The organism is Bradyrhizobium sp. 141 (genome assembly GCF_023074055.1).
In the GTDB taxonomy this organism is placed as follows: domain Bacteria; phylum Pseudomonadota; class Alphaproteobacteria; order Rhizobiales; family Xanthobacteraceae; genus Bradyrhizobium.
On record NZ_JADPKR010000094.1, the window covers coordinates 223,151 to 241,246 of the forward strand.

Below are 18,096 nucleotides of genomic sequence, written 5' to 3' on the forward strand. Positions count from 1 at the left end.
CCGCTACCCTGGTCGCTTCAATATCTTGATCAGCTCGCCGTGCACGAACTCGTTGCCGCAGACCACGTGACCGGTCTGCAGCGGATCGTCATTGCCCAGGACGCCCGACACCGTCCCGCCCGCTTCCTTCACCATGATCATACCGGCGGCGATGTCCCAGGATTGCAGATCGCGCTCCCAATAGCCGTCGAGGCGGCCGGCGGCGACGAAGGCGAGGTCGAGCGAGGCGGCGCCGAAGCGGCGCAGGCCGGCGACGCGGTCCTGGATCGCGGTCATCTCGCGGCGGAATTCCTCGTGGTCGCCGCGGCCGATATGGGGCAGGCCGCAGGCCACCACGCATTCGTTGAGCTGGCGGCGCCCGGCCACCCGCAGGCGCTGGTCGTTGAGGAAGGCGCCCTTGCCGCGCTCGGCGATGTAGAGCTCGTCATTGGCTGGATTGTAGATCACGCCGGCGATCACCGTGCCCTCGCGCGCAAGACCGATCGAGATCGCGAATTGCGGGATGCCATGCAGGAAATTGGTGGTGCCGTCGAGCGGATCGACGATCCAGGTGTGGCTCTTGTCGGAGCCCTCGCGCATGCCGCCTTCCTCGCCGATGAAGCCGTAGCCGGGGCGAGCCTTGGCGAGGTCCTGATAGACAATCTCCTCGGCGCGCTTGTCGGCGAGCGAGACGAAATTCGCCGGCCCCTTCAGCGAGACCTGGAGATGCTCGATCTCGCCGAGATCGCGCTTGAGACTGCGGCCGGCACGGCGCGCGGCCTTGACCATGACGTTGATAGTGGCGGAATACAGCATGAGCTCTGGACTTGATCGGGGGAAAGGGCGGGAAATCGCGCCTGTTTGAGCAATTGGGTGCCCTGCGGGGGCGCTTGCGTCAAGTCATTGGGTCAAGTCATTTGGTTCCGAGCCATTTTTTGGCGGCGGCCTCCGCCTTGGTCCGGTCCTCGGCCGGCAAGTCGGATAATTGCTTGTCGAGCTCCGGGTCGCCCTTGCCGGCGGTTTTGGCCACCAGGTGCCATTTGAAGCCCTCGACCTTGTCCGCGGATACGCCAACGCCGTTGATCAGCACCCACGCAAGCCGGTTCTGCGCGATCGCGCTGCCCTGGCGGGATGCCTTGCGAAGCAGGGCGACGGCGGCCGGCTGGTTCATCGGCGTGCCGGTGCCGTTGAACATGGCGATGGCATATTCGACCTCGGCGTCGACATTGTCGGCGAGCGAGGCGGCCTGCAGCAGCCTCACCGCGCGCTCCGGGTCCTTCGCCACGCCGGTGCCTTCCTTGTAGAAGGTCGCAAGCGCGTATTGCGCCTCGGGCAGGCCGGCGTCGGCGGCCTGGCGCAGCAGCTCCGCGGAGCGCTTGACGTCCTGCGGCAGGGTCTGGCCGTCCAGATAGAGCAAAGCGAGGTTATAGGCCGCCTTGGGCTCGCCGAGCTTGGCGGCGGACGCCATCAGCTTGACCGCCTCGCCCTTGTCGACCGAGCCGCCGCGGCCCGAAATGCGCAGCATAGCGAGCGCGAACATCGCCTCGCGGTCGCCGGCATCCGCCGCGCGCTTGTACCATTCGGCCGCCTTGGCATAGTCGCGCCGGATGCCCATGGCGTTGGAATAGAGCTCGCCGAGCATGGTCATCGCCTTGGGATCGCCGGCTTGCGCGCGGGCGGTGGCGAGGTCGAATGCCGACTTGTACTGTCCGCGTTGATAGGCGCCGTACACCAGATCGGCGTTGGAATTGTCGGACGGCGGCGCCGGGATCACCGTCGCGGCCGGGGCAGGCTTGGAGGAGGGAGCCGGCTTGGGCGAGGCCGAAGGCTTCGGCGCCGGCGTGGCCTCCTTCTTCTTGGTGAGCGCGTGCGGCTTGGGCTTTGGCTTCTCGGCCGGCGCGCTCGGCGTTGTCGCCGGCGGCGTGATCTGGAGCTGCGCGGCCGCGGGCGCTGTGAACAGCAGCGTAGCCAATATGGTGATGCAGGGGAGCTTCATGTCGGGCGCTAGCCGTGCTCCTGGCTAGCGGTCGCATGGGCCTTCTTGATCGCAGCGTCCGCCTCGATCAGCGCGGCCTTGGGCCCGCGCGAATCGGCCCAGATGAAGTCGCCGACCAGCACGAAATCGGCGCCGCTGGCGGCGAAGTCGTGGGCCTCTTCCAGGGACGTCGCAAAGCCGACGCAGGGCGGCTCGAACAGCTCGGCCCACCAGTCCAGCCGTTCCGCGATCGCTTGCGCCGAGGGACGCTGGCCTTTCGCATCGGGCTCGCCGAACAGCACGTAATCCGCTCCCATCTCGCCTGCATCCATGGAATGGTGCCGCGTCGTCAGCCCGCCGACACCGGCGATGCGATCGGGCTTGAGCGATGGCAGCGCCTCTTTCAGCGCGGCGATGCCGGGCAGGTGCGCGCCGTCGGCGCCGCCACGCGCGACCAGCTCGGCATGGTCCTCGACCAGCAGCGCGGCACCCGCCTTCTGGACCGGCGGTGCGAGCGCCTTGATGCGCGTGATCATGGTGCGCTGGTCGGTCTCCTTCAGCCGCAGCAGCACGGCCGCGACATCGGCGGCGGCGAGCAGGCCCGGCAGCTCGGCAAGAAGCGAAGCGGGATCATCGACAACAGGCGTCGCGAGATAGAGGCGCGGCGCCGGGCGCGGCGGAGGTGGTTTGTTCGACAAGATCTAGGCTGCCTTCTTTTCCAGGCTGCTTTGCCATTCGCCCTTGGAGGCGAGGCCGTTCATCCGCGCGCGATGGCTGAAGGCGGTTTGGCCAGCCGCGACGTTCTCGGCCTTGCCGGACCAGGCCTTCTGCGGCGCGGCCTGGAGTGCGCGGCCGTAGGAGAAAGTCAGGCCCCAGGGTAGCCTGCCGAGCTTGTGCATGGCGTTGAGATGGGCGGTTGCCTCTTCATCCGACTGGCCGCCGGAGAGGAAGGCGATGCCGGGCACCGCCGCGGGCACGCAGGCCTTCAGCAGCCGGATCGTCTTCTCCGCAACCTCTTCGACAGAGGCCTGTTTTGCGCACTTCTTGCCTGATATCGCCATGTTGGGCTTGAGCACCATGCCTTCGAGCGCGACGCGCTGCACGCGCAATTCCTGAAACGTCTTGTTGAGCACGCGTTGGGTGACCTCATAGCAGCGGTCGATGTCGTGGTCGCCGTCCATCAGCACCTCAGGCTCGACGATCGGCACGATCTGCGCGGCTTGGCACAGCGCGGCATAGCGCGCCAGCGCGTGGGCGTTGACGCTGATAGCCGTCATCGAGGGAATCCCGCTGCCGATGTCGATCACCGCGCGCCATTTGGCAAAGCGTGCGCCGCGCTCGTAGTATTTCTTCAGCCGCTCGGCGAGCTTGTCGAGCCCGACGGTGACGAGCTCTCCCGGGCACATCGGCAAGGCTTGCGTGCCTTCGTCCACCTTGATGCCGGGAATGGCGCCGCTCTGTTCGATCAGCTTCACCAGCGGCGTGCCGTCCTTGGCATCCTGCCAGATCGTCTCGTCGTAGAGGATCACGCCGGAAATACACTGGCTCATGGCTTCCTGGGAGCGGAACAGCATTTCGCGATAGTCGCGGCGGTTCTCTTCGGTCGATTCCACGCCGATCGCGTCAAAACGTTTCTTGATGGTGCCGGAGGATTCGTCGGCGGCGAGGATACCCTTGCCTGATACGACCATGGCGGTCGCGATCCCATTGAGCTCAGTCAGATTCATCGAGAGGTCCTCCCAAAACGATTCTGCCCTTGCCCGTGAAAATAGACCGTTCTCGGGCAATTGCCGAGTTAACGTTCGTCGCAGGGTAAAGGGGGGAGGATGCTTACCTCCCCGCCTGCGGTAGGCATCGCGTATGAGGTCGGAGCCATGGGGCGCCCGAGCTTCCACAGCGTCATGGCCGGGCTTGTCCCGGCCATCCACGCCTTGCCCCGGGGTACCCAAGAACGTGGATGCCCGGGACAAGCCCGGGCATGACGACATCTCGTGAATCTCTAAAAGAGACGGCCCTGCCGCAAGCGCGGTTTCACGCCACCTTCGGGTCCAGCTCGCCCTTGGCGTAGCGCTTGGCCATTTCGGCGGTGGTCAGGACCCGCTTGATCTTGGAGGCTTGCCCCGCGGTGTTGAACTCCTGGAGCCGCTGCTTGCACAGCTTGGTCATGGCTTCCATCGCCGGCTTCAGATATTTGCGCGGATCGAACTCTTCCGGGCTGTCCTTGAGCACTTTGCGGATCTGACCGGTCATCGCCATGCGGTTGTCGGTGTCGATGTTGATCTTGCGCACGCCGTTCTTGATGCCGCGCTGGATCTCGGCCACCGGCACGCCCCAGGTCGGCTTCATCTTGCCGCCATTGGCGTTGATGATCTCCTGCAGGTCCTGCGGCACCGAGGACGAGCCGTGCATGACGAGATGCATGTTCGGCAGCTTGCGATGGATCTCCTCGATCACGTTCATGGCGAGGATGTCGCCATCAGGCTTGCGGGTGAACTTGTAGGCACCGTGAGAAGTGCCCATCGCGATCGCGAGCGCGTCGACCTTGGTCTCCTGGACGAACTTCACGGCCTCGTCCGGGTTGGTCAGGAGCTGGTCGTGGCTGAGCTTGCCTTCGGCGCCGTGGCCGTCTTCCTTGTCGCCCATACCGGTTTCGAGCGAGCCGAGCACGCCGAGTTCGCCCTCCACCGAGATGCCGCCGAGATGTGCCATGTCGGTCACGGTCTTGGTGACGCCGACATTGTAGCTCCAGTCGCCGGGGGTCTTGCCGTCGGCCTTCAGCGAGCCGTCCATCATGACGGAGGTGAAGCCGGCCTGGATCGCAGTCATGCAGGTCGCAGCTTCGTTGCCGTGGTCGAGATGAACGCAGACGGGGATGTGCGGATAGATTTCGGTCACCGCGTCCATCATGTGCTTGAGCATGATGTCGTTGGCGTAGGAGCGCGCGCCGCGCGAGGCCTGGATGATGACGGGCGCGTCGACCTGGTTGGCCGCGTCCATGATCGCCAGCGCCTGCTCCATATTGTTGATGTTGAAGGCCGGTACGCCGTAATCGTTCTCCGCCGCGTGGTCGAGCAATTGACGTAACGTGATCCGAGCCATCTGTCTTTTTCTCCCGTTTGGGCCTTCCAAGGCCGCTCAATGTTTGCCGATTGAAGCTTACTTGATGCGCAGCACCTCAACGCCGGGCAGGGGCTTGCCTTCCATCCATTCAAGGAACGCGCCACCAGCGGTCGAGACATAGGTGAAACTGCCGCCGACGCCGGCCTGGTTGAGCGCCGCGACGGTGTCGCCGCCGCCCGCGATCGAGATCAGCTTCTTGGCCTTGGTGCGCTCGGCAGCGTGCTTGGCGGCCGCGACCGTGCCGCGATCGAACGGCTGCATCTCGAACGCGCCCAGCGGTCCGTTCCAGACCAGCGTCGCGGCATCGTCGATCGCGGCGTGGACGCGCGCGATCGATTGCGGGCCGACGTCGAGGATCATGCCGTCGGCCGGGATCGCGTCGAGCCCATAGGCGTGCGACGGCGCGTTGGCCGCGAAATGGTAGGCGACGGTCGCATCGACCGGGAGGATGATGGCGCAGTTGGCGGCTTCCGCCTTCTCCATGATGCGCAGCGCGGTGGCGGCGAGATCCTTCTCGGCCAGCGACTTGCCGACGCCGACGCCCTGGGCGTGCAGGAAGGTGTTGGCCATGCCGCCGCCGATCACCAGCGCATCGACCTTGTTGACGAGATTTTCGAGCAGGTCGATCTTGGTCGAGACCTTGGCGCCGCCGATGATCGCGATAACAGGCTTGGTCGGCGAGCCCAGTGCCTTCTCCAGCGCGACGAGCTCGGCCTGCATGGTGCGGCCGGCATAGGCGGGCAGCTTGTGGCCGAGGCCTTCGGTCGTGGCGTGGGCGCGGTGCGCCGCCGAGAACGCGTCATTGACCCAGATATCACCGAGCTTTGCGAGCTCCGCGACGAAGGCGGGATCGTTCTTTTCCTCTTCCTTGTGGAAGCGGGTGTTTTCGAGACAGAGAATGTCGCCGTCGTTCAGGCTAGCTACCGCCTTGGCCGCGGGCTCACCGATGCAATCCTCAGCGAAGGCGACGGGCTTCTTCACCACCTTCGACAGCGCTTCCGCGACCGGCTTGAGCGACTCCTTGGCGTCGCGGCCCTTCGGCCGGCCGAAATGTGCGAGCAGGATGACCTTGCCACCCTTGTCCGAGATTTCGGTGATGGTCGGCGCGACGCGCTCGAGCCGGGTCGTGTCGCTGACGCGGCCATTGTCCATGGGCACGTTGAGATCGACGCGCAGCAGCACGCGCTTGCCCTTCACGTCGACGTCGTCGAGGGTGCGGAATTTGTTGGCCATCGGACACTCTCTCTTGTCCCGGGCGCATTGCGGCGCGAAGTGCCACTGTGCTGAACCGGGACCTACGCGGGGAGACATGGGTCCCGGCTCTGCGGAGCAGCGCAAGCGCGCTGCACCGCGTCCGGGACACGAGACCTGCTACTTAGATCACCTTCGCGATCGCAGCGGCGGTGTCCGCCATGCGGTTCGAGAAGCCCCACTCGTTGTCGTACCAGGACATCACGCGCACCAGCGTGCCGTTCTGCACCTTGGTCTGGTCCTCGTGGAAGGTCGAGGAGTGCGGGTCGTGGTTGAAGTCGATCGAGACGTTCGGCGCATTGGTGTAGCCGAGGATGCCCTTGAGCTGCTGCTCGCTGGCGCGCTTCATCGCCGCGTTGATTTCCTTGGCGTCGGTGGCGCGCTTGGCGACGATCTTGAGGTCGACGACCGAGACGTTCGGGGTCGGCACGCGGATCGCGACGCCGTCGAGCTTGCCTTTCAGCTCGGGCAGCACGAGGCCGATCGCCTTCGCCGCGCCGGTCGAGGTCGGGATCATCGACATCGCAGCCGCACGGCCGCGATAGAGATCCTTGTGCATCGTATCGAGCGTCGGCTGGTCGCCGGTATAGGCGTGGATCGTGGTCATGAAGCCGGTCTCGATGCCGACGAGGTCGTTCAGCACCTTGGCAACCGGCGCGAGGCAGTTGGTGGTGCAGGAGCCGTTCGAGATGACCAGATGATCTTTGGTCAGCGTGTCGTGGTTGACGCCATAGACGATGGTGGCATCGGCTCCGTCAGCGGGCGCGGAGACCAGCACGCGCTTGGCGCCGGCGGTCAGATGCGCGGAAGCCTTGTCCTTCGAGGTGAAGATGCCGGTGCATTCCATCGCGATGTCGACGCCGAGATCCTTCCAGGGCAGCTTCGAGGGATCGCGCTCGGCGGTCACCTTGATCTTGCCGCCGCCGAGGTTGATCGAGTCGCCGTCGATGGTGACGGTGCCGGGGAAACGGCCATGCACAGAGTCGAAGCGGAGCAGATGGGCGTTGGTCTCGACCGGACCGAGGTCGTTGATGCCGACGACCTCGATGTCCTTGCGGCCGGACTCGGCAATAGCCCGCAGGATGTTGCGGCCGATGCGGCCAAAACCGTTAATTCCAACGCGGACTGCCATGTTTCGTCTCCTTCAATGACCGTTGTCATCCCGCACAACGCGCACTACGCGCCTGCGAGGGTTTTTTAGGGGCGGACGCCCGGTTCGGCCGGGCGGTGCTTGATCATATGAGAGATTACGTAGTCCTTTTTTGCGGCAAGCTCAACTCTCAGGAAACGCGCTTCAGCACAGCGTTAACCGCGGCCTCGGCGGTAATGCCGAAATGCTTGTAAAGCTCCTTGGCAGGACCGCTTTCGCCGAAGGAATGCATGCCGATGAATTCGCCATCCTGGCCGATCACGGCGTCCCAACCCCAGCGCACCGCGGCCTCGATCGCAATCTTGACCGGCGCGTTGCCGATGATGGCGGCGCGCTTGGCCTCTGGTTGCGCTAACAACAGCTCGAGCGAGGGAACGGAGACCACCCGTGACGCGATGCCGCGCTCGGCGAGCTGCTTCTGGGCGGCGACCGCGATCTCAACCTCGGAGCCGGACGCGAACAGCGTCACCTTGGCTTCGCCTTGGGCTGCGACCAGCTCATAGGCGCCGGCCGCGCAGGGATTGTCGTTCGGTGCGGTGGTACGGAGCTGCGGCAGGTTCTGACGCGTCAGTGCCAGCACGGTCGGTCCGTCCACGCGATTGAGCGCGAGCTCCCAGCACTCGGCAACTTCAATGGAATCGCACGGGCGAAACACGCGCATATTGGGAATCGCACGAAGCGCGGCGAGATGCTCCACCGGCTGATGGGTCGGACCGTCTTCGCCGAGGCCGATGGAATCATGGGTCATCACATAGACGACGCCGGAGCCCATCAGCGCGGCAAGCCGCATCGCGGGACGTGCGTAGTCGGTGAACACCAGGAAGGTCGCGCCGTTCGGTGCGAAGCCGCCGTGCAGGAAGATGCCGTTCATCGCGGCGGCCATGCCGTGCTCGCGAATGCCGTAGTGGATGAAGCGGCCCTTCGGCGTCTTGGCCGAGAACGCGGTCGCCGATTTCGCTTTGTTGTTGTTGGAGCCGGTAAGATCCGCCGAGCCCGCCAGGAATTCCATCGGCATCGCGCCGGCAATGACTTCGATCACGGCTTCCGAGGATTTGCGGGTCGCCGCGGTCATCGGCTTTTCCAGCAGCTCCTTCTTGTACGCGCGCACGGCCTTTGCGAGCGAGGCCGGACGCTCATGGCGCAGGCGGCGCTCGAACTCGGCGCGCTTGCGGCTGCCGAGTTCGCCAAGCCGTGTTTCCCATTCCTGGCGCGCCACGGCGCCGCGGCTGCCGGCTGCGCGCCACGCCTTCAGCACGTCGTCGGCGACCGCGAACGGTTCGAGCGAGATGCCGAGATTCTCCTTGGCGGCCTTGAGCTCGTCGGCGCCGAGCGCCTCGCCATGCACCTTCGACGTCCCGGCCTTGTGCGGCGCGCCGAAACCGATGGTGGTGCGGCAGGCGATCAGCGTCGGCTTGTTCGATTTCTTCGCGCGCGTGATGGCATCGGCGATCGCCGCCTGGTCATGGCCGTCGATCTTCTCGGCCGCCCAGCCCGCCGACTTGAAGCGCTTCACCTGGTCGACGGAATCGGAGATCGAGGTGGGGCCGTCGATCGAGATGCCGTTGTCGTCGTAGAGCACGATCAGCTTGTTCAGCTTCCAGTGCCCGGCCATCGCGATCGCTTCCTGCGACACGCCTTCCATCAGGTCGCCGTCGGAGGCGAGCACGTAGGTGTGGTGATCGACGATCTTCTTGCCGAACTCGGCAGCGAGCATCTTCTCGGCGAGTGCCATGCCGACTGAGGTCGAGATGCCCTGGCCGAGCGGGCCGGTCGTGGTCTCGATGCCCTTGGTGCGGAAATTCTCGGGATGCCCCGGGGTGAGCGAGTCGACCTGGCGGAACTGCTTGATCTGGTCCAGTGTCATCTCGGAATTGCCGGTCAAAAACAGCAGCGAATAAAGCAGCATCGAGCCGTGGCCGGCCGAGAGCACGAAGCGGTCGCGATCCGGCCAGGCGGGCGCGGCGGCGTCGAATTTCAGGAACTGCGTGAACAGCACCGTGGCAATGTCGGCGGCACCCATCGGCAGGCCGGGATGACCCGATTTCGCCTTCTCGACAGCGTCCATCGAAAGGCCGCGGATCGCGTTGGCCATACGGGAGTGTTCGACCTGCGTCATGTCTGAAATCCGTCTGAAATGAGGCGCTTGGAGGCGAGGTACGCCCGCGCGGGAGGAGCCTGGCGGCCACTGAAGGTCGGGGCTGGGATAGCACCTCGGTTCCGGGAGTCCAAGGCAATCAAACGCCGGTTTGGCCGTAAAAGTTGCCTCTGTGGAGATCGGTTTTCCGCCGGGCTCGTGGGTGCGGAGGAACGGGCGAATCGGATCGACCTCCTTCCGATCTATCGGTGCATAGTTTCGCGGCGGCGTTGCGCTGGGCTAGCTTGCCACGTAAATTTCTGCTTCTAACCGCTTGCCGAACCGAGTCTTTTGCCGGACGGCACGCCCCAGGAAAAGGCCACTGGCAAAGGCCGCAGGTTTCGCCGCTGACTAGATGAACGATCGCGTGTCCAACAGTTCCGCCATGACGGAGTCCTCCGCGGTCGAGATCGAGATCGCGACCCGGAGGCTGACGGCGGCGCTCGACGCGCTCGAAAGCGCGGTGGAGCGGCGGCGCGACGCCGATCGCGACGAGAACGAGCTTGCGGCACGAATCCAGGCGCTCGGCGCGGATCGCTCGCGGCTTGCCGACGAGCTCGATGGCGCGCTGGTGAAGGCGCGCAAGCTCGAGCGCACCAACCGCGATATCTCCGACCGGCTGGATTCCGCGATCGTCACGATACGCTCGGTGCTCGATACCGGAGAGGACGGATGAGCCACATCAACGTCACCATCAATGGCCGGCAATACCGCATGGCCTGCGAGGAGGGCCAGGAGGTGCGGCTGCTCAAGCTCGCCGAAAGCCTGGAAACACGGATTCAATCGCTGCGCGGAAAATTCGGCGAGATCGGCGATGCGCGCCTCACCGTGATGGCGGCGCTGACCGTCTGCGACGAGCTGGTCGACGTCGGCAATCGTGTCCGCGCCATGGAGCAGGAGCTGACCGAACTTCGCGATTTCCGCAACGCCGCCGTCGAGCGCGCCAGGATGACGCAGACCGCGGTGGTGAATGCCCTGAACGCGGCGGCCGAGCGCATCGAGAAGTCGACCCAGGTCCTGAACCGGACCGTCGGCAACGGGATTGCGATCGGGTAGGGGCCGCGAGCCTCAATAGCCGCCGCGAAGTCGGTGCGCTCCCTCCCCCGCTTGCGGGGGAGGGTCGGGGAGGGAGCCCGCGGCGCGAGCAACTTGTCCAAACACCGTCCCGCCCTCTGTGTCGGGCTAGCGATTCGTCAGTATCGTTGTTACATTGCGCGAGCGAGGCTGCGACGCGCGTCAGGAGCCATATATCCCCGGGGCCTTATCGATCCTTTAGGGAACTGTCCCTGGCCGGGCCCGTGGGCCCGGACATATGGTGCCCACCTACTTTCGTAGGGAACTCCGGGATCGAGTGCTTCAACGGCGTACGCGGCTTCGCACTGTTGTTTGCTTGGTTTGTGCCTGTCGAAACGACTGCGGCCAGTTCAACAGGTGGTGTCATGCCCCCCGAGTGCGCAATTGCGCACGGGGACCGGGGCATCCAGTACGCCGCGGCCTTTGTGTGAATCACGACCGCCTCTGGAATACTGGATCACCCGCCCCAGTGCGCAAGGGCGCACAAGGCTGGTGATGACCTTGGGGGACCCAGCGCATGTCCAATTCGAAAGCCGAACTCCGTGCCAAAGCCCTCGCGGCGCGTGACGCGCTGAGCGAGAAGAAGCGCGCCGCCGCCGCGGCAAAGCTCGCCAAGCGCGGGCTGCCGTTCGACCTGCTGCCCGGCAGCATCATCTCCGGCTATTCGCCGATCCGCAGCGAGATCGATCCGATGCCGCTGCTCGCGAGGCTTGCCGAGGAGGGCGCAAAGTTGGCGCTGCCTTGCGTCACCGCACGGGGGCAATCGCTAATCTTCCGCATCTTCCATCCAAACGATCGGCTGATGCTCGGCCCGCTCGGCATTCCCGAGCCGTCGCCGGCAGCGGCCGAAGTCATTCCAGATATCATGCTGACGCCGCTGGCCGCGTTCGACCGCCTTGGCCATCGCATCGGCTATGGTGCTGGGCATTACGATTTCACCTTCGCGCATTTGCGCAAGGCCAAAAATATCGTCGGCATCGGGCTCGCTTTTGCAGCGCAGGAGATCAAGGCGGTTCCGGCACTATCCCACGACGTCGCGCTGGATTATGTGCTAACCGAATCCGACGTGTTCGATTTCCGGAGTTCTGAAGTTGCGCATTCTCTTCGTGGGTGATGTCGTCGGCCGTAGCGGGCGGAACGCCATCGCCGAATATCTGCCCGGCATGGTCAAGGACTGGTCGCTCGATTTCGTCGTCGTCAACGGCGAGAATTCCGCCGGCGGCTTCGGCATCACGGAAGCGATCTATCAGGAGTTTCTCGATGCCGGCGCCGACGCGGTGACGCTCGGCAACCATTCCTGGGACCAGCGCGAAGCCCTGGTGTTCATCGAGCGTGCCGAGCGCCTGGTGCGTCCCGCAAACTATCCGCGCGGCACGCCCGGCCGCGGCGCCGCCTTGGTCGAGACCAAGAACGGCAAGCATGCGCTGGTGGTCAACGCTTTGGGCCGCGTCTTCATGACCCCGTTCGACGATCCCTTTGCAGCGCTGGAGCGCGAGCTCGGCGCCTGCCCGCTCGGCGTTGCCGCCGATGCGATCGTCGTCGACTTCCATTGCGAAGCGAGCAGCGAGAAGCAGGGCATCGGCTTCTTCTGCGACGGCCGCGCCAGCCTCGTCGTCGGCACCCATACCCATGTGCCGACCGCCGACCATCAGATCCTCAACGGCGGCACCGCCTACATGACCGATGCCGGCATGACCGGCGACTACGATTCCATCATCGGCATGCAGAAGGAAGAGCCGCTGCGCAGGTTCACGTCGGGAATTCCGTCAGGCCGCTTCGAGCCGGCCGCTGGTGCGGCAACACTCAGCGGCGTCGCGGTGGAGACGGATGACGCGACGGGCCTCGCACTGCGGGTCGCTCCGGTGCGTGTGGGTGGAAGGCTGGAGCCGGCGACGCCGAGATTCTGGTTGAGTTGAATTCTTCGCGCAGCATTCACGGTGCACCCTCGCCCCTTGCGGGAGAGGGTGGCTTGTCGCGTAAGCGGCGAGACGGGTGAGGGGTCTCTCTCCGCGCGCGAAACTGCCTGTTGTGTTCGCGGATAGATACCCCTCATCCGGCGCTTCGCGCCACCTTCTCCCGCAAGGGGAGAAGGGGTAGCGGTGTTTGCGGCGAGACTACTCCGGCTCGACAATGCACCATCAGGCGTGTGGCGAGTAGTCATTTCGGAATATTCGCACTATGCCCCTGTTTTGCCCGACGGGTCAAGTGCGGGCGCATCGCCTCTTCTCCGTCGGGAAGAGCTGAAACCGCTGACAGCCGACCGGGTCTGATTTCATGGCGCGTCGGAGCACCTAGGCCGACGATTTCGCCATGCGCCTAAGCCATTGATTCCGCATACCCCGGCTACTGTGCATGGGGTTGTTTTCGAGTTTTTGTTTCAGGGATACCGGAGCGCCGTCGCGCGCCGGCCGTCAGCTCTGCCGAAAACCCATCCGGAAGGCGCCCCAGTGCTTGCCGCGGATCACGATCGGCGAGGACAGATCCTTCATCAGCACGAACTGTCCGCCGCCCATGTCGCGGCGGTAGGTCTGGAGCAGGAACGGCTTGGTGTTCGCCGCAACCTTCTTCACCGCGCGATCGGTGAACAGGCGGCGGTTGCGGCAGTTGGCGTTATTCCAGACCGGGTCCTTGCCCTGCGGCAGGCGGTAGTTCGGGTTGTGGGTCGGCAGATAGCCGCCCTTGGCCCAGGCGACGCAGAACACGATGCGGGGATCGGATTTCTGGATCGGGTCCTGGATCGCGGGCAGCACGCGATCGGTGAAGTCGACGTAGTTGGTGAGGTATTGTTTTGGATCGGTGCCGGGGATCTCGCGGTAAGTCTCGTCCATGAGCCGGTCGAGCGTGATGTCGCCGCGGTCGATCGCGGCCTCGAACTCGGCCGAGATCCGCTTCGCGGTCTCGACGACGACGCGGATCAGCGGTGCGTCCGATGTCTCCACGCCGCTGTCTGCGATCAGCGCGATCAGGCCTTCGGAGGTGTCGAGCAGCTTTGTCACCCGCTGATCGGCGCTCCTGAGATCGCGAGAGGAGAGGTCGACGCCCTTGGCGAGTTCGTTCAGCTCGCTGATGACGGTGTCGCAATGTCCGAGATTGGACGTCGCCGCGCGCGTGACGCTGCCGATCTCCGCTTCCACGGAGGCAAAGCCCTGCTGGACCCGCGAGATGATGCCGGAGATCTGCTGGGCCCCTTCCCCGGCGGTCTTGGCGCGTTGCGAAGCGTCGCTGCTTTCGCCGATCAGGCCTTCGATCTGGCCGTCGAGATCGCGCACGGTGTCGGAGATCTGATGCGTGGCCTGGCGGGTGGCTTCCGCGAGGTTCTTCACCTCGCTTGCGACCACCGCGAAGCCGCGGCCGGCGTTGCCGGCGCGGGCGGCTTCGATGGTTGCGTTCAGCGCCAGCAGATTGGTCTGCTTCGCGATCGCCTCGATCGAGCCGGAGACTTTCGCGACCTGCGCCAGCGCCGACCCGACGGCGCTGAGGCGCGCTTCGATGCGCTCCACCGCTGCGACGAGCTCGGAGATGTGGTTGACCGCGGTGTCGACGGCGCTGCGCGACTGCGCGATCTCGCCGACCGCCGCGGACGTGGTCGTTTGCACGGCCTGCGATGCATTGGCGATATCGTGGTTGGCCGAGACCATCGTCTCGGCCGTCTCCTGCAGATGGTGGAACCGTTCCGACTGGCCTGCGACGCGGTTTGCGACTTCCTGGACGTTGCCGGCAATATCGGCGAGTTCCACGCCGAGGCCGCCGATGCGGTCGGCAAGCTGATCAATCAGCCGTTCAGCCAGCGTGCGATTCGAGCCGGTGTCCATGACGGCAAGTTGTACGACGGACATGTTCGATGAGTCCTCCAGTCAGAGCCGCAACCCGGCTCACGGCGGCATTCCCATTCCAATTTCGATCTTAAGGGATGATTCGCGCTCGGCGTCTTGCCTGAGCGTGCACTACAGTTTGTAAGCCGTGCGGAATCCACCCCAGTGACGGCCCTGCACGCGGATCGCGACGTCGATCTCCCGCATCATGACGGTGTTCCCGTTGCCCATGTCGCGCGCATAACTCTGGACAAGATACGATCGCAGGTTGCGTGCGGCCGCCAACCCCGCCGGATCGTTGAATATCCGCCGGTTGCGGCTGTTGGCCGTGTTCCAGGCCACGTCGCCCGGCCGTTGCAGATGTGAATAGATCTTGTTGTGCACCGGCAGGAAGCCGTTGCGGTCGACCATGGCGCAGAACGCCATGCGCTGGTCCTTCGCCAGGAACGATTCCTGGAACGGCGGCAGGGCGCGGTCGGCCCAGTCGAGATATTTCGTGCGGTATTGCTGGGGATTGGTTCCGGCGATTTCGACATAATCGGTATCGAAGAGGTCGTCGATCTTGACCTCGCCGCGCGCAACCGCCTGTTCAAATATCTTCGTCAGCGCGTTGCCCGCCTCCATGGCGCGGGTCACGAACTCCGTGTTCTCCTCATGGATCGACCAGAGCCTGTCCTCGATCTTCTCGCGGAGCTCGGCATTGGGGCTGGCGAATTGCGCGCGGGCGCCGGCCTTGGATTGCTCGATCACGCGCAGACGGCAGGCGCCGACGTTTTCGAGCGTGCCTTCGATCATCGCTTGCGGTGTGAGCCGGCCTGCGTCCGCGCCGCCGATCAACACGCCGTCCATCGAGATTTCATAGACCGGCATCACGGCGTGCGCGCTCTCGAACTTGAGATGGCAGGGCAGCCGTTCGGTCTTGCGGCGGTCGTCGTGCTCGCTCTGGCGGAGCAGCACGGCGCAACGCGATTTCAGCTTTTGAGCAAAAGTGGTGACGGCCTTGCCGGCACTGGCGACGTTTTCGCCATGGCTCTCGGCCGCCTTGGTCGCGGCATCGATCTCGGCGGCGCTCTCGCCGACCGAGACGATGAACTCCGAGGCGCTGGCGGCATTGCCGGAAACTTCGCTGGTGGTGGCGTTCTGTTCGGCGACCGCGCCGTTGACGGTCTCGAACACCGGGCGAATCGCCTCGATCGCCTGCGAAATGCGGTGCACGGCATCCGCAGAGCCGGCGGCGTCGCGCTGGAGTGCGTCGATCTTCTTTGTGATCTCTTCCGTCGCGCCTTGCGTCTGCACCGCGAGGGCCTTGACCTCGGTGGCGACGACCGCGAAGCCCTTGCCGGCAGCGCCTGCGCGCGCGGCCTCGATGGTCGAGTTGAGCGCGAGCAGCGTGGTCTGCCGCGCGATCTGCGCGATCAGATTGACGACGTTGCCGATGGCGGCAGAGGATTCGCGCAAGCGATCGACATTGGCGCGGGCTTCCTGCGCGGCGGCGCTGGCCTCGTCGGCGAGCTTGCCGGCCTCGCGGACCTGCGCCCCGATGCCCAGCGCGGACTGGGTGAACTTGTCGGCGGCATGGGCGAAGGTCGAGGCGGTCGATTGCGCGGCATTGGTGCGGCCGGTCAGGGCATCGGTGCGGTCGCGGATGGCGGCAAGCGTCGTCGCGGTCGCCTCGGCGCCCCCAGCCACCGAATTGGCGGCGCGTTCGAGCTGGCGGATCATCGCGCCGAGTTCGAGTTCCAGCAATTCGAGGATTTCCCGGGCCGAATCGCTTTCGGCCGTGGCAACGGGCTCGGAATTGGCAACCGGCTGCGCAGCCTGCGGGGCCGGCGCAGGCGCAGCCGCCTCCGGCAGACGCTTCCGAAATAGTCCGAACGCCATCACGTCTCTCTTGTCGTGGAACGGGCGGACGCTATTTTCGCAGGCTGGAATGAAATCAGGGTTAACGATGCCCGACCTCTAGGCACGGACCATTACGGCGGCTACCTCTACAGTGCTACCTTAAGGCAACCAGAGCCCTTTGATTCCGGTCGGTCGGCGGCCTATAAGCCGCGCTTCCCACCCCATCGGCGACCGATTCCAAAGACCATTCAAGAGACCACGCATGGCCGGACATTCCCAATTCAAGAACATCATGCACCGCAAGGGGCGGCAGGATGCCCAGAAGTCGAAGCTGTTCGGCAAGCTGGCGCGGGAAATCACCGTCGCTGCCAAGCTGGGCACGCCCGACCCCAACATGAACCCGCGCCTGCGCGCCGCCATCATCGCGGCGCGCCAGGAGAACATGCCGAAGGACAATATCGAGCGCGCCGTCAAGAAGGCGCTCGGCAATGAGGGCGAGAACTATGACGAGATCCGCTACGAGGGCTATGGCCCCGGTGGCGTCGCCGTCATCGTCGAGGCGTTGACCGACAACCGCAACCGCGCCGCCTCCGACATCCGCTCCTTCTTCACCAAATCGGGCGGGAATCTCGGCGAAACCGGCTCGGTCTCCTTCATGTTCGACCGCACCGGAATCATTGAATACGACCGCAGTGTCGCCTCCGACGACGCCGTGCTCGATGCCGCGATCGAGGCCGGCGCCGACGACGTCGTCTCCGGCGAAGGCGGTCACGAGATCTACGCCTCGACCGAAGGTTATCGCGACGTCGCCAAGGCGCTGGAAGCCAAGTTCGGCGAGCCGCGCAAGGCCGCGCTGATCTGGAAGCCGCAGAACACTGTTACGGTCGACGACGAGACCGGCGAGAAGCTGCTCAAGCTGATGGATTTGCTCAACGAGCATGACGACGTCCAGCACGTCTACGCCAATTTCGAGGTGTCGGACGCGCTGATGGCGAAGATGGCCGGGTAGGGCCGTTCTCGTGTCCCGGACGCGCTGCAGCGTGAAACGCTGCTGCGCAGAACCGGGACCACGGCGCCTCAAGGACCGGTCGCAACATGGGCCCCGGTTCTGCGACGCATCACTTCGTGCTGCGTCGCGCCCGGGGCACGACACCCCACTTCCCCTGTTACTTCCGTTCTGTTTCTGTTTCCCCCACGGCAGCCAGCCGCTATCACTGGCCCATGACTGCGCTCCCGATTCGTGGCCCCGTTCGCATCATCGGCATCGACCCCGGCCTGCGCCGCACCGGCTGGGGCGTGATCGAGGCCGAGGGCAATCGTTTGATCTACGTCGCTTGTGGGTCGGTGGAACCGCCGGACGATCTGCCGCTGGCGAGCCGGCTGCTCGCGATCCATGAAGGGCTTGCGGCCGTCCTGTCCAGCCACCAGCCGATGGAAGCAGCGGTCGAGCAGACCTTTGTGAACAAGGACGGCGTTGCGACGCTGAAGCTCGGCCAGGCCCGCGGCGTCGCCATGCTGGCGCCCGCGATGTTCGGCATCTCTGTCGCCGAATATGCGCCGAACCAGGTCAAGAAGACCGTGGTCGGCGCCGGGCACGCCGACAAGCACCAGATCGCGATGATGCTGAAGATTTTGCTGCCCAAGGCCGAGCCGCCGTCCGCGGATGCCGCCGACGCGCTCGCCATCGCCATCACCCACGCCCATCACCGCCAGAGCACGGCGCTCAGGCTGAAGGTGGTGGGGATATGATCGTTGGCCC

General features: G+C 65.0%; 16 protein-coding genes and 1 other RNA gene. 7 read left to right on the forward strand and 10 right to left on the reverse strand.

Annotation, left to right across the window (positions count from 1 at the left end):
• Nucleotides 1–3: 3 nt before the first annotated feature.
• The 8 genes from IVA81_RS28505 to tkt all read right to left on the reverse strand — a co-directional run bounded on the left by IVA81_RS28505 (nucleotide 4) and on the right by tkt (nucleotide 9,591).
• Entirely contained in the window at nucleotides 4–795 is a 792-nt protein-coding gene (locus tag IVA81_RS28505; RefSeq protein ID WP_247324154.1) for an inositol monophosphatase family protein, read from the reverse strand.
• Between the two features lie 97 nt (nucleotides 796–892).
• Nucleotides 893–1,975, reverse strand: coding sequence for a tetratricopeptide repeat protein (locus IVA81_RS28510; RefSeq protein WP_247324155.1), 1,083 nt, complete (start codon nucleotides 1,973–1,975; stop codon nucleotides 893–895).
• An 8-nt stretch (nucleotides 1,976–1,983) separates the two neighbouring features.
• A complete protein-coding gene (locus IVA81_RS28515) occupies nucleotides 1,984–2,652 on the reverse strand; it encodes a thiamine phosphate synthase (protein ID WP_247324157.1) in 669 nt (222 codons plus the stop codon).
• Nucleotides 2,653–2,655: 3 nt separating this feature from the next.
• Nucleotides 2,656–3,681, reverse strand: coding sequence for a class I fructose-bisphosphate aldolase (locus tag IVA81_RS28520; protein WP_247324159.1), 1,026 nt, complete (start codon nucleotides 3,679–3,681; stop codon nucleotides 2,656–2,658).
• Between the two features lie 304 nt (nucleotides 3,682–3,985).
• Nucleotides 3,986–5,053, reverse strand: a complete 1,068-nt coding sequence (fba, locus tag IVA81_RS28525) for a class II fructose-bisphosphate aldolase (RefSeq protein WP_247324160.1) — start codon at nucleotides 5,051–5,053, stop codon at nucleotides 3,986–3,988.
• A gap of 57 nt (nucleotides 5,054–5,110) precedes the next feature.
• Nucleotides 5,111–6,307 carry a phosphoglycerate kinase gene (locus IVA81_RS28530; protein ID WP_247324161.1) on the reverse strand — a complete coding sequence of 399 codons (1,197 nt, stop codon included), beginning with the start codon at nucleotides 6,305–6,307 and terminating at the stop codon, nucleotides 5,111–5,113.
• A 142-nt stretch (nucleotides 6,308–6,449) separates the two neighbouring features.
• Nucleotides 6,450–7,457 (reverse strand): type I glyceraldehyde-3-phosphate dehydrogenase, encoded by a 1,008-nt coding sequence (gene gap, locus IVA81_RS28535; protein WP_247324162.1) that lies wholly within the window; start codon nucleotides 7,455–7,457, stop codon nucleotides 6,450–6,452.
• Nucleotides 7,458–7,605: 148 nt separating this feature from the next.
• Entirely contained in the window at nucleotides 7,606–9,591 is a 1,986-nt protein-coding gene (tkt, locus tag IVA81_RS28540) for a transketolase (protein WP_247324163.1), read from the reverse strand.
• Nucleotides 9,592–9,964: 373 nt separating this feature from the next.
• Here tkt and IVA81_RS28545 point away from each other — a divergent pair, with 373 nt between their 5' ends.
• The 5 genes from IVA81_RS28545 to IVA81_RS28565 all read left to right on the forward strand — a co-directional run bounded on the left by IVA81_RS28545 (nucleotide 9,965) and on the right by IVA81_RS28565 (nucleotide 12,599).
• Nucleotides 9,965–10,285, forward strand: coding sequence for a DUF4164 domain-containing protein (locus tag IVA81_RS28545; protein WP_247324164.1), 321 nt, complete (start codon nucleotides 9,965–9,967; stop codon nucleotides 10,283–10,285).
• Nucleotides 10,282–10,665 (forward strand): cell division protein ZapA, encoded by a 384-nt coding sequence (locus tag IVA81_RS28550; protein WP_212088021.1) that lies wholly within the window; start codon nucleotides 10,282–10,284, stop codon nucleotides 10,663–10,665. The genes IVA81_RS28545 and IVA81_RS28550 overlap by 4 nt, the downstream gene beginning before the upstream one ends.
• A gap of 162 nt (nucleotides 10,666–10,827) precedes the next feature.
• A non-coding RNA gene (ssrS, locus tag IVA81_RS28555) (6S RNA) lies at nucleotides 10,828–10,988 on the forward strand.
• Nucleotides 10,989–11,200: 212 nt separating this feature from the next.
• Nucleotides 11,201–11,797 (forward strand): 5-formyltetrahydrofolate cyclo-ligase, encoded by a 597-nt coding sequence (locus tag IVA81_RS28560; RefSeq protein ID WP_247324165.1) that lies wholly within the window; start codon nucleotides 11,201–11,203, stop codon nucleotides 11,795–11,797.
• Nucleotides 11,775–12,599, forward strand: coding sequence for a TIGR00282 family metallophosphoesterase (locus IVA81_RS28565; protein WP_247324166.1), 825 nt, complete (start codon nucleotides 11,775–11,777; stop codon nucleotides 12,597–12,599). Before IVA81_RS28560 ends, IVA81_RS28565 begins: the two co-directional genes overlap by 23 nt.
• 495 nt (nucleotides 12,600–13,094) lie before the next feature.
• Here the strand turns inward: IVA81_RS28565 and IVA81_RS28570 are convergent, their stop codons facing one another.
• Both IVA81_RS28570 and IVA81_RS28575 read right to left on the reverse strand, forming a co-directional pair.
• Nucleotides 13,095–14,519 (reverse strand): methyl-accepting chemotaxis protein, encoded by a 1,425-nt coding sequence (locus tag IVA81_RS28570; protein ID WP_247324167.1) that lies wholly within the window; start codon nucleotides 14,517–14,519, stop codon nucleotides 13,095–13,097.
• Nucleotides 14,520–14,627: 108 nt separating this feature from the next.
• Entirely contained in the window at nucleotides 14,628–16,376 is a 1,749-nt protein-coding gene (locus IVA81_RS28575; RefSeq protein WP_247324169.1) for a methyl-accepting chemotaxis protein, read from the reverse strand.
• Between the two features lie 223 nt (nucleotides 16,377–16,599).
• Between IVA81_RS28575 and IVA81_RS28580 the strand changes: the two genes are divergently transcribed.
• Together IVA81_RS28580 and ruvC are read left to right on the forward strand one after the other, a co-directional pair.
• Nucleotides 16,600–17,346, forward strand: coding sequence for a YebC/PmpR family DNA-binding transcriptional regulator (locus IVA81_RS28580; protein ID WP_247324170.1), 747 nt, complete (start codon nucleotides 16,600–16,602; stop codon nucleotides 17,344–17,346).
• Nucleotides 17,347–17,558: 212 nt separating this feature from the next.
• Nucleotides 17,559–18,086, forward strand: coding sequence for a crossover junction endodeoxyribonuclease RuvC (gene ruvC / locus IVA81_RS28585; protein ID WP_247324171.1), 528 nt, complete (start codon nucleotides 17,559–17,561; stop codon nucleotides 18,084–18,086).
• Nucleotides 18,087–18,096: the final 10 nt, after the last annotated feature.